Origin of the sequence: Mesorhizobium sp. LNHC221B00 (assembly GCF_000502935.1) — a bacterium.
Lineage (GTDB): Bacteria > Pseudomonadota > Alphaproteobacteria > Rhizobiales > Rhizobiaceae > Mesorhizobium > Mesorhizobium opportunistum.
Window position 1 is genome coordinate 135,634 of record NZ_AYWR01000004.1, and the last position, 11,360, is coordinate 146,993.

Below are 11,360 nucleotides of genomic sequence, written 5' to 3' on the forward strand. Positions count from 1 at the left end.
AAAAAGAGGCCGGAAAAATCTCCGGCCTCTTTTTTTGGCTGTGCTCAAACCGCCGGTTTGAGCGGGCTCGATACCACCGGTTTGAGCGAGCTCGATACCGCGGACATTTCCGGCGGGAGCCTGAACACGGGCACGGCGGTAAACCGGCCCGCTTCTTCAGCCTGCTACTTGACGATGACGATGCTGGTGTTGGCGGCCCCGAAGGTCTCGACCAGCTGGTAGAAATCGGCGGCATTGTCCGGGTGTAGCCGCACGCAGCCATGCGAGGCCGGCTGCCCGAGGCGCTTGATGGCATAGGTGGCGTGGACCGCATAGCCGCCGCTGAAGAAGACCGAGTGCGGCATCGGCGCGTTGTCGTATTTCTTCGAATACCACATCTCATGCATGCGGGTCGGCTTGAACGAGCCGGTCGGAGTCACATGCGCCCTGTCACCGGTGGAGACCTTCCAGGCGAAAGTCGGCCGGCCATCGACCGAGATCTCCATGACCTGCTGCGAAAGCGAGACCCGCGCCACGATCTTGTTGGCGGCGTGAGCGGCGTTGGCGCCGAACAGAAGCGCGGCGCCGGTGAGCGTGGCGGCGGTGATGTTGATGAGCTTCGCGGTGATGGTGGTGCGCATGATGTCCCCTCTCTCTGCCGGTCTGGCCGGCCCCAATTCGATGGGGGGCTTATCGGCTCCGCATGTTTCGGAGAGATTTCGCGAAATGCTCGTTTGTGTTTCGAATCTGTTTCCTCTGGTTAACGGCCCAAGTCATGGGGTGGCGCGATCGCTGTCGCCGAACGAGCGTGCAAATACCGCACATAGGTATTCAGCCCGAAACGAAAGTTCGAACTTGCCTTAATGAAAGGATAGAGGCGATTTCCCGAAACCAGTCTGCAACAAAGCGCGGCTTCAAGCGGCATGAAGCCGATACAGCTGGCCGGCAAGGTTGACGTAACGAAAGCAGACGGCAACGGCCACGGGAACGAAAGCGAACACGCAGTTCTGGTTCTTCAGGATCAGCATCACGGCAGCGGCCATAGGTAGTGTCGGCATTCTTGCCGGCGCCCCGTGACAAGGCTGGCGATGAGTTCGAGCGAGATCTCTACCCTGCACGTCGCTCTGTTTTCTGCCTCGGTCTGGATTACCACCAGCGTGCGCATCGCCCGATTGAAGGCCCTCTGGCGGGTTGGCCTTCGGCTGCTGGCATTGCGCGGCCCCTCCGGCAACTTGCTGCCGAGAGGACCGAAGGCCCGCGCCGCTGCGGGGGGCTCCGTGGGCGGCGCGGGCACTTCGGGAGTTTCCCGAGGCGACCCGCGAAACATTCATTTTTTGAAGAATTGACATTCTGGGAGTCGGACGATGAAAACGAAATTCGCGGCCTCGGTGCTTTCCGCACTGCTTTATGCGCAGGGCCTGCTTGGCTTTGCCGCCCTTGCCACGGTGCTCCTCAAGGAGCGCGCCCAGGCAAACGAACTCGTCATGAGCAAAGACATGCCATCGGGTCCGTCGCTGCTGGTGGTACGCTGAACTCCGGGAGCATTGGCGAGTAGGAAAATCCGATGCTCGGCCAAACCGTCACCGAGAGTGCCCAGCAGTCAGTCGGCGAATTGACGCGGCGGATCGAACCGGTAGCCGGCGCCACGGATCGTGGTGATGGTTTCGGTGTCGAGCTTGCGGCGCAGCCGCACGATGCGCGAATCGATCGAACGGTCGAAGGCGTCGGCGTTTTCGGCCGGCGCCGCCGCGATGATGTCGTCGCGCGTCAGCACCTTGCGCGGACTGGCCAGGAACAGCCTGAGCAGCGCCACCTGGCCGGGCGACAGCTGCTCTTCGGTGCCGGAGCGATGCATGACCATCGCCGACCTCAAGTCGACGGTCGCGTTCTCCAGCACGATCAGTTCCTGGTTGCCCCTGCCGCGTCGCGAAAGCAGGCCGCCGACACGGGCGGCGAGTTCCCTGACATTGAGCGGGCTCTCGACGACATCGGCAGCGCCAAGCTCGAGCGCCAGCACCTTGTCGACGAGGTCGGCCGGCCGGCAGATCAGGATGAAATCCGGTCCGTCCTCGCCGCCATTCCCCTGACCGCCGTAACGCCGCAGCAGATCCCGGCCATCCGCCTGGCTGAGGCTGTCGCCGACGACCACGACATCGACGCCCTTCCCCGACAGCAACGATTCGGCTTCCCAGGGCTGCCGCGCCTGACGCACGTCATGGCCACGCCGCTCGAGATGATCGGCAAGTTCCGTCGCAATCACGTCGGCGACGGAAACAAGCGCAATGACGGCTCGTGGGGCCATATTCTCCAACCGTTCCCTGGCAACCCGATATGAGTGCTGGACATCATGTTTATACCCAATCTACTTTCCACTGAAAGTGGGAGCGAGAGCATCGTGCGGGCAAGAATTGTCATCGTCGAGGACGAGCCCGACCTGAGGGACGCGGTCGCCGAGTATCTCGACGCCGCCGGCTATGACGTTGCGACTGCGGAAACCGCCGCCGCGGCCCGCATTCTGATCGAGACGCAGCCCTTCCATCTGGCCATCCTCGACATCGCCATGCCGGGCGAGGACGGACTGTCGCTCGGCCGCTGGCTGCGCTCGAGAATGCCGATAGGCATCATCTATGCGACCGCCGCCGGCACCGCGCTCGACCGTATCGTCGGGCTGGAGCTCGGCGCCGACGACTATATCGTCAAGCCATACGAGCTGCGCGAAGTGCTGGCGCGGGTGCGCAGCGTGCTGCGCCGTGTTCCGCAGCCGTCGGAACTGCTGGACAGGAAAGCCAGGACGGATCGCCGCTCCGTTGCCTTCGGCCCCTTCCAGGCCGATCTCGACGGCAGGTTGGTGACCGGCGTCAACGGCGCGGTGATCGACATGGCAAAGAGCGAATTCGACGTGCTCGAGGTTTTCCTGACGCGTGCCAACCGGCTGCTGACCCGCGCCGCGATTTCCGAGGCGATCGGCTTCACCGAGGATCCGGAATCATCGCGCGCGGTCGACATTCGCATCATGCGCCTGCGCAAGAAGATCGAGACCGACCCTGCCAACCCGAAATTCCTGCGGACGGTGCGCGGCGAAGGCTATATCTTCTCGCTGCCGACCGGCGACGGCAACTGAAAGCCAGGCCTACAGTTTCAGGTTCTCAGCCGTGGCTCGCCGAGCGAATTGGGCCGAGCGAATTGGCAGGACTTGGGAATAACGGCTGACGATGACCGCTGAAACAGCAAGCACGGATATGCAAGGGCTCAGGCAGGGCGCGGCGATGGCGGCCGTGCGCGTGGTTCGCCGGCTGCGCGAGGCCGGCGACTGGCAGCGCGAAATGGACGGCATACTGGAAACGCTGTGCCGCGCCATCGAATGCCAGCGCGGCATCCTGTTCCGCTTGCGCGAACTGCCCGGCCAGGGTTTTGCCCAGTCGGTCGCCGCCTATTGGATCGATCCCGACTTCGGCGGAGAGCTGGCGGCGCCGACCGTCATCATGCAGTCGATCGTCAATTCGGATCCGCTGCTGGAGCGGGTGGCCGAGGACGAACGCCAGGGCAAGATCTTCGCCGGACACACGCGCGATCTCGAGGGTTTCCTGAGGACCGACTTCGAAAAGCAGAACATCAAGTCGTTCCTGTCCGTGTCCGTCTTCGCGCATGGCCATCTGTGGGGCACGCTGGCGGTCAATGACTGCGTCGACGAGCGCGAGTGGACCGACGAGGAAGAGGCGACGCTGCATATCATCGCGCTCGCCATCGGCGACGCCATCGAACATTCGCTCTCCGACGCCCATGCCAGCGAGGTCATCCGCCGCACGATGCTGCAGGCCTCCCTGGATGCCATCATCGTCATCGACGAGGCCGGATCGATCATCGAATTCAATCCGGCCGCCGAAAAGATGTTCGGCTTCCAGCGCAGCGACATCCTCGGCAAGGATCTGCTCGACACCGTCGTGCCGGAATACTACCGCAAGGGCTATGCCTCGGGCGCCGACTACATGTCGGGGCGCGGCGCGCCGATGGTCGGCCAGCGGCTGGAAACGGTGACGCAGAATGCCGCCGGCGAGGTGTTTCCGATCGAGCTGACGGCGACCGAGATGCGCGTCGGCGACCGTCGCCTGATCTTCGGCTCGATCCGCGACCTGCGCGACCGGCTGCGCGCCGAGGAGGAAATCAACCGGCAGCGCGAAAAGCTGCACCAGAACGAGAAGATGGCGGCGATGGGCTCGCTGCTGGCCGGCGTCTCGCACGAGCTCAACAACCCGCTGGCGGTGGTGGTCGCGCAATCGACGCTGCTGCACGAATTCGCTTCCGACCCCCAGACCAAGGTTCGTGCCGAGAAAGTCCGCGCCGCCGCCGAGCGCTGCGGGCGCATCGTCAAGAGCTTCCTGTCGATGGTCCGCCTTCATCCGGCGGCACAGGCCGAAACCGACCTCAACCAGGTGATCCGCGCCGCTCTCGAGGTCACCGCCTATGGCGCACGATCGAGCGGCATCATCATCGACACGGATTTTGCCGCTGGCCCGCTGCTGGCCATGGCCGATGCCGACCACGTGACGCAGGTGGCGGCGAATTTCCTCATCAACAGCCAGCATGCGCTGGCCGGTGTCGCCGGCGACCGGCTGATCAAGGTACGGACGTTCCGCGGCGACCTGGGCAAACCCGGCTTTTCGGTCGAGGACAACGGGCCCGGTGTGCCAGAAGCCATCCGCTCCCGCATCTTCGAATCTTATTTCACCACCAAGCCAGTTGGCGTCGGCACCGGTATTGGCCTGTCGATCTCGAAGTCGATCATCGAGCGGCACAATGGCAATGTCTGGTTCGAGGAAGTGTTGCCGAGAGGCGCGCGTTTCGTCGTCCAGCTGCCGGCCATTGAAGCCGGCATCGCTGCCGCCGGCGAGAACCAGCCGCGCTCGAGTGGCCTGCGCCATGCCCTGATCATCGACGACGAGCCCGACGTCGCCGGATCGCTGTCCGACATTCTCGAATTGATGGGCATCAAGTCGCGGGTCGCGCTCGTCTGGGAATCGGGCGCCGCCACCTTGAGCGGCTACATGCCGCCGGACATCGTGTTTTCGGACCTGCGCATGCCTGGCATCAGCGGCATCGCCATCTATCGCGAACTGCTGGCCGAAAGGCCTGATCTGGCGCGGCGTTTCGTGCTGGTCACCGGCGACCTGATCGGTGCGAAAGCGGAGATCGAAGCCTTGCCGGCGCAGCAGCGGCCGCAGATCCTCGAAAAGCCGTTCAGCACGCTCGATGTGCGCAGCGTGCTGTCCGCCATTGCCGAACAGGCGACGGTCAAAGGATAAAAAAGTGGCCCCCGGCGGATTGCGCCGCGGGAGCCGAATGGAGCGCTGGAGGAGCGCTCGGGGAGGTCAGGACACGATCCCGAGAGGGAACCGGTTCGGGATCATGCCTCGACGGAAATCAGAAAACGTTCGGCGTGTCGGTCAACGGTGCGGCGTTGGCGATCATGCGGATGGCGCGGTTCTTGTGCGTACCGGACTGCTGGGCAATGGCGCGCAGGCAATCCACGCTCTCGGCGCCCCAGGACTGGCCCTTGCAGGCGAAGTCGATTGCGCGCATCGGCAGGCGCGCGGTCTTGATGGTTGTCGGCGCGCCATCGATGGCGTTGGCCGGCGGGTTCAGCGAAGCGAAAGCCGGCCCGACCGTCGGCGTAAGCGCCATGCCGAGGAAGGCGCAAGCAGCCAGCCCCATGAACATGGCCATCGGGTGGTCGCTGGCGCGTTGGCGTAACGCCAGTTTCGGGCGGCGGTCAGCGCGCTGTGGAGCCTCAAGGCGGTGGTCGCTGCTGATGGTCTCGACTTTCGCATACATTGCCTTCCCCTTCGCTGAGTTTCTTTTTGGTGATGAAACGAACCTAGCCGCACTTTGTAACGGCGCAAAGGTGACGCGAGCCTGGCAATGTAACCGAAACGAAACATGGTTCCGGGCAAAATCGGGCAAAAACGGTCACAACCCAGCCCGCACGCTCGTCGAACAAAGGTTCGCGCCGCCGGTTTCGGGCCCGATCCCTCCCCGGGTGCCGCTGCAGCGCGGACAGCGCCGGCGAGGCGCCGAGGCCATTTTGATCCCTCGCGACAAGCCTTGTTCGTCCGTCGGCACGCCATGCGGAATCGAGCAGGGACGGCACCTTGGAAACCATCACTAACACCCGGATTCTCCGGGACTTTCCCCGCCAACAGCCCGATCGGATTCAACCGGAAACGGCGCTCGAATTTCAGTGAGAAATCCGGACGATTTTCGCAAGCCATTGCATTTCAATGCAAAATATGCTTTTATTGAATGGCTATTCAACAAAAAGAAGAGACTTTTTATGAACCCGCACCTCCGTGACGTGGCGATCCCCAACGATTGGGACCGGCGGGGACTACCGGGCTGGAGTTACCATTCCAATGCCCTTCTCGAGCTTGAGAAGGAGCATGTCTTTCGCAACCACTGGCAGATCGTCGGACATGTCTCCGACGTACCCGACGCCGGCGACTATCTGACCATGGACGTGGTCGGCGAGCGCGCCTTGATCGTGCGCGGCAAGGATGGCGTGGTGCGCGGCTTCAACAACATGTGCCGCCATCGCGGCAGCCGCGTCGTCGCCGACAGCCAGGGCAATTGCAAGAACGCGCTGGTGTGCCCGTTCCATGGCTGGGTCTACAATCTCGACGGCACGCTGCGCGGCGCCGCGCGCCCGCGCTCTTTCCCCGATCTCGACAAGACCGAGTTCGGACTGATGCAGCTCGATCTCGAAATCTGGATGGGTTTCATCTTCATCCGTTTCCGCAATGGCGGGCCGCAGCCTTCGGTCGCCGAGCTGATGAAGCCGATCGAGCCCGAATTCGCGCACTACAAGGCCGCCGACATGGTGCCCTCCTGGGGCATCTGGGCCCAGAAGACGCCGGTCAACTGGAAGTCGGTGCGCGATGTCGACAATGAAGGCTATCATGTCGCCATGGCCCATCCTGCCTTGCAGGATCTTTATGGCGCGACCTATTTCGACGAGCCGTTCATCAACGGCGTGTCGCGCTCCTTCGCCACCTACAACCCGCATGCCGGCCGCCGCTGGAGCGTCCGGAACTACGTCAAGATCGCGCCCGAGCCGACGCATCTGCCCGACTATCTGAAGAAGGCCTGGGTCTATTACGGCATCTTCCCCAATGCGGTCATCTCGGTGATGCCGGAATCGGTGCAGTTCTACCAGGAGTTTCCGCTATCGACCGGGCAGACGCTGCTGCGCGGCGCCATCTACCGCTACCGCGACGAGAGCCGCGAGCAGGCCGCCGCCCGCTACCTCTCCTTCCGCATCGACCGCGACACCATGTCGGAAGACGTGCAGCTCTCGGTGTGGTCGAACGAATCCATGCTGTCCGAAGCCTTCGAGGGGTTTTACCTCTCCGACCTCGAATATGGCGTGCGCACCCACCACGACCACCTGCGCAAGATGCTGCCGGTGCTGGGCCTGGAGACAGCGCCGGAGGAGAAGGACATGTGGAACTTGAACGACGCGCTCAGGTCGCGTTCGTAAGATGCTGACCGCGAAGCGAGCGTCCCTCTCGCCCGGTCTACGGGAAGGGGATGCCGGCAGGCAGGTGAAGGGCAGCTTTGCGGAATTGCATCGGGTAGGCAACGAGATGCGGATGCGAACAATCGCCAACGCTGGCGCCGCCTCTCATCCTCCTGCTGGCACCCTCGCCCCGTGAAACGGGGAGAAGGGACAAGCCTCACCCCCGCCACACGCCCTCTTTCCTGAGATCGTCCATGGTGCGCGAAATGCCTTCGCGCAGGATGGCGACCATGTCGTCGATCTGCTCTCGCGAAATGATCAGCGGCGGCGACATCACGCACATATTGATCAGCGGCCGCACCAGCAGGCCGAGCTCGTGGCAGTGCGCGTCGATGCGTTTGCCGACATCCTTGTCGAGCTGCAGCGGGTCCTTGCTTTCGCGGTCGGCGACGCATTCGACGCAGCCCATCAGCCCGACGCCACGAACCTCGCCGACCAGCGGCAGCTCTTCCAGTGTCTTCAACTGCGCCTGGAAATAGGGCGCGACCGCCTGCGTGTGCGCAAGCACGCCCTGTTCCAGCAGGTCGAGGTTTTTCAGCGCCACCGCGCAGCCGACGGGATGGCTGGTGTAGGTCAGGCCATGGCCGAACAGGGCGTCGGGATGGTTCGAGCGGCGCAGTTCCTCCAGCAGCCGTTCCGAGATGATGACGCCGCCGAGCGGGAAATAGCCCGAGGTGACGCCCTTGGCGAAGGTGATCATGTCGGGATCGATGCCGAACACGTCGCCCGAGGCAAAAACATGGCCGAGCCGGCCGAAACCCGTCACCACCTCGTCGGAGACATAGAGGATATCGTTGTCGCGGCAGATCTCGCGGATGCGCTTGAGATAGCCGTCAGGCGGCACGACGACGCCGCCGGAGGCCTGCACCGGCTCGCCGACGAAAGCGCCGATCTTGTCGGCGCCGACGCGGGCGATGGTATCGCGGAACTGGTCGACCAGGAAATCGGTGAAAGCGGCAAGGCTCATGCCGTGCGGGCGACGGAACGCATCGGGCGACGACAGCTTGATCACCAGTTCGTCGGCGCCGTCCATCCAGTCGCGGTCGCGCGGGCGGCCGTTGAGCGAGGCCGACAGATAGGTCGAGCCGTGATAGGCGCCGCCCCTGCTCAGGATCAGCTTCTTTTCCGGCCGGCCGCGCACATTGTTGTAGAACTGCATGAAGCGCAGCGCCGTCTCGACGGCCGAAGAGCCGCCGGTGGTGTAGAAGACGTGGCTGAGATCGCCGGGCGCATGGCCGGCGATGCGCATCGCAAGCTCCGCCGACGGCGCGTTCATCGTGTACCACGGCGTGTTGTAGGACAGCGCCATCGCCTGGTCGTACATCGTCCGGGCCAGTTCCTCGCGGCGGTGGCCGACATTGACGCACCACATGCCGGCAGGCCCATCGATCAGCCGCTTGCCGGTGCTGTCGGTAATGTAGATCCCGTCGGCCTCGCCGATCAGCGCGCGCGCTTCGGCACCGACGGAACCGGCATACGGCCAAGGCTGGATGAGGTGGCGCTTGCCCAGTTCGATCGCATCATCGCCGCCATGCGCCGCCATTTCAGTCGCCTTCAGGTCTCTCACCGCCGCCATCGTCGCCTCCATACCGCCTGTCAATCTTTTCTCGGACTTGAAATCGGCGGAAATGCCGGAAATGGCGGCTTTCTTCACCTGATTTTGAATGTCCATTCAATCAATATTTCAGAAATAGCGCTTGATTTCAATCGGCGGATGCGCGCATGATGAAAGAAAGCCGGCAAGCTAGGAACGCGATCAGCAAAAGTGGTCACCGGTTTTGCGTCCGATCGCGCTCCGAAACCAAAATGGGAACACAGCCGGCGCCAGCACAATGGGATGCCGCATGGCGGGACAGTCCAGGCCAGCAACCGAGATCACACCCGGAGCCCTGCCCTCCGGAGTCTTGTTCCCCGGAGTCTTGTTCCCCGGAGTCTGGCTCCCCGGAGTCTGGCTCCCCGGAGTCTGGCCCCCTGGAGTCTGGCAATGACGGCGGCCGCGGAAGGGGCGCCTCCGTTGCGCATGACGCGAGCCAGACGAAATGCCCTTCTGCAATCCGAACCCGTACAGGGCTTTGCGCTGATCAGTCCGACCTTTCTCTACGCGCTGATCCTGCTGGTCCTGCCGATCCTGGTGGTCATCGCCCACTCCTTCTGGACGCAGCACTACCTGACCATCGACCGCACCTTCACGCTGGAGAACTACCGCGTCGCGCTGACCGAGCCGATCTACCGCGATCTGTTGTGGCGCTCGCTCTACATCTCGCTGACGGTCAGCCTGTTCACCGTCGTCCTGGCCTACCCGATCGCCTATTTCATTTCCTTCCATGGCGGCCGTCACAAGAGCCTCTGGCTGTTCCTGATCACCATCCCGTTCTGGACCAGCTATCTCCTGCGCGTGATGTCGTGGAAGGTCATTCTCGGCTACAACGGAGTCTTGAATTCCGGCTTGATGGGCCTCGGCATCATCGACGAGCCGTCGACCGCGCTGCTCTACAATTCGAGCGCCGTCATCATCACGCTGACCCATGCCTGGGCGGCCTTCGCCATCCTGCCGATCTTCGTCTCGCTGGAAAAGGTCGACCGCACGCTGGTCGAGGCGGCGACCGACCTCGGCGACGGTCCGCTGCGTTCGTTCCTGCGCGTGACCTTGCCGCTGTCGGCGCCGGGCGTCATCTCGGCGGCGCTGATCGTCATGATCCCGACCGTCGGCGACTATGTCACGCCCAAGCTCGTCGGCGGCAAGGACGGCGTCATGATCGCCAACGCCATCCAGGCGCAGTTCGGCAAGGCTTCCAACTGGCCGCTGGGCGCCGCCCTTTCCGTTACCACCATGGTGATCGTGACGCTGATGGCCGGGGCCACGGTGCTGGTCATTCGGGCGCTGCAGAGGCTGGCACGATGACGGCGGTGCGGCGCTTCCTGTCCAGCGGCTGGCTGTCCGCCTATGCCTTCCTCTATGTCGCCTTCCTCTATCTGCCCGTAATCTTCCTGCCGATCTTCTCGATCAACACGGCAGCGACGCCGAAGTTTCCGCTCTCCGGCTTTACGCTGAAATGGTATGAGGATCTGCCCAACACCCCGGCCCTGCTCGACGCCGCCTGGAACAGCCTGAAGGTCGGCGTCTGCGCCTCGGTTCTCGCCACGGTGCTCGGCATCCTCGCCGCCCGCTCGATCACCCGCTACCGCTATCCCGGCCGCCGCACCATCAACGGCCTGATNTGCTCGGCATCCTCGCCGCCCGCTCGATCACCCGCTACCGCTATCCCGGCCGCCGCACCATCAACGGCCTGATCATGGCACCGCTGGTGCTGCCCGAAGTGATCGTCGCCATCTCGATGCTGCTGGTGATGCTGCAACTCGGTTTGAGCCTCTCGCTGTTCACCGTGGTGCTCGGCCACGTGTTGATCTGCATTCCCTATTCGATGACGGTGCTGACCTCCGGCTTCGAAGGCTTCGACCGCAGCCTGGAGGAAGCCTCCGCCGATCTCGGCGAAAGCGCCTTCGGCACCTTCCGGCGGGTGACGCTGCCGATGGTGGCGCCGGCCATCATCTCCAGCCTGCTGGTCTGCTTCACCATCTCGCTCGACGAATTCATCATCGCTTTCTTCCTGACCGGCACCGAAGCGACGCTGCCGATCTACATCTGGGGCCAGTTGCGCTTCGCGGCGAAGCTGCCGGGCGTGCTGGCATTGGGCACGCTGCTTCTGGTTGCCTCCTTCCTGCTGATGACAATCGCCGAAATCCTGCGTCGGCGCGCGGCCAGACGCACCCAGAACGAGGGAGGCCTTTATGCCTGAGCAGGCGCAGCGAT

At 63.5% G+C, this 11,360-nt stretch carries 10 protein-coding genes and 1 pseudogene; 6 read left to right on the top strand and 5 right to left on the bottom strand.

Going from position 1 to position 11,360, the window contains the following annotated elements; all coding sequences use genetic code 11:
• Positions 1 to 164: 164 nt before the first annotated feature.
• Positions 165 to 620 carry a L,D-transpeptidase gene (locus tag X741_RS159260; RefSeq protein ID WP_023776851.1) on the bottom strand — a complete coding sequence of 152 codons (456 nt, stop codon included), beginning with the start codon at positions 618 to 620 and terminating at the stop codon, positions 165 to 167.
• Between the two features lie 273 nt (positions 621 to 893).
• Positions 894 to 1,037 (bottom strand): hypothetical protein, encoded by a 144-nt coding sequence (locus X741_RS1000000169600; RefSeq protein ID WP_156937852.1) that lies wholly within the window; start codon positions 1,035 to 1,037, stop codon positions 894 to 896.
• A gap of 306 nt (positions 1,038 to 1,343) precedes the next feature.
• Here X741_RS1000000169600 and X741_RS1000000168020 point away from each other — a divergent pair, with 306 nt between their 5' ends.
• Positions 1,344 to 1,511, top strand: a complete 168-nt coding sequence (locus X741_RS1000000168020; RefSeq protein ID WP_023763782.1) for a hypothetical protein — start codon at positions 1,344 to 1,346, stop codon at positions 1,509 to 1,511.
• Between the two features lie 68 nt (positions 1,512 to 1,579).
• On the opposite strand, the gene X741_RS159255 is transcribed toward X741_RS1000000168020, so the two are convergent.
• Positions 1,580 to 2,281 carry a response regulator transcription factor gene (locus X741_RS159255; protein ID WP_023763781.1) on the bottom strand — a complete coding sequence of 234 codons (702 nt, stop codon included), beginning with the start codon at positions 2,279 to 2,281 and terminating at the stop codon, positions 1,580 to 1,582.
• A 45-nt stretch (positions 2,282 to 2,326) separates the two neighbouring features.
• Between X741_RS159255 and X741_RS159250 the strand changes: the two genes are divergently transcribed.
• Together X741_RS159250 and X741_RS159245 are read left to right on the top strand one after the other, a co-directional pair.
• The gene (locus X741_RS159250; protein WP_198023938.1) at positions 2,327 to 3,100 is read left to right on the top strand and encodes a response regulator transcription factor; all 774 of its coding nucleotides are present in this window, start codon (positions 2,327 to 2,329) and stop codon (positions 3,098 to 3,100) included.
• Positions 3,101 to 3,191: 91 nt separating this feature from the next.
• The gene (locus X741_RS159245; protein WP_031249865.1) at positions 3,192 to 5,279 is read left to right on the top strand and encodes a PAS domain S-box protein; all 2,088 of its coding nucleotides are present in this window, start codon (positions 3,192 to 3,194) and stop codon (positions 5,277 to 5,279) included.
• Positions 5,280 to 5,397: 118 nt separating this feature from the next.
• On the opposite strand, the gene X741_RS159240 is transcribed toward X741_RS159245, so the two are convergent.
• Entirely contained in the window at positions 5,398 to 5,808 is a 411-nt protein-coding gene (locus tag X741_RS159240) for a hypothetical protein (RefSeq protein ID WP_023776855.1), read from the bottom strand.
• Between the two features lie 499 nt (positions 5,809 to 6,307).
• Between X741_RS159240 and X741_RS159235 the strand changes: the two genes are divergently transcribed.
• Positions 6,308 to 7,510, top strand: coding sequence for an aromatic ring-hydroxylating dioxygenase subunit alpha (locus X741_RS159235; RefSeq protein ID WP_023776856.1), 1,203 nt, complete (start codon positions 6,308 to 6,310; stop codon positions 7,508 to 7,510).
• A 196-nt stretch (positions 7,511 to 7,706) separates the two neighbouring features.
• Here the strand turns inward: X741_RS159235 and X741_RS159230 are convergent, their stop codons facing one another.
• Positions 7,707 to 9,125 carry an aminotransferase gene (locus X741_RS159230; RefSeq protein ID WP_023776857.1) on the bottom strand — a complete coding sequence of 473 codons (1,419 nt, stop codon included), beginning with the start codon at positions 9,123 to 9,125 and terminating at the stop codon, positions 7,707 to 7,709.
• Between the two features lie 408 nt (positions 9,126 to 9,533).
• Between X741_RS159230 and X741_RS159225 the strand changes: the two genes are divergently transcribed.
• Complete coding sequence (locus X741_RS159225; protein ID WP_031249866.1) at positions 9,534 to 10,451, top strand: ABC transporter permease; 918 nt, start codon at positions 9,534 to 9,536, stop codon at positions 10,449 to 10,451.
• Positions 10,448 to 11,346 (top strand): annotated as a pseudogene (locus X741_RS01000000166355) (ABC transporter permease). The gene X741_RS159225 and the pseudogene X741_RS01000000166355 overlap by 4 nt, the downstream one beginning before the upstream one ends.
• Positions 11,347 to 11,360 lie beyond the last annotated feature (14 nt).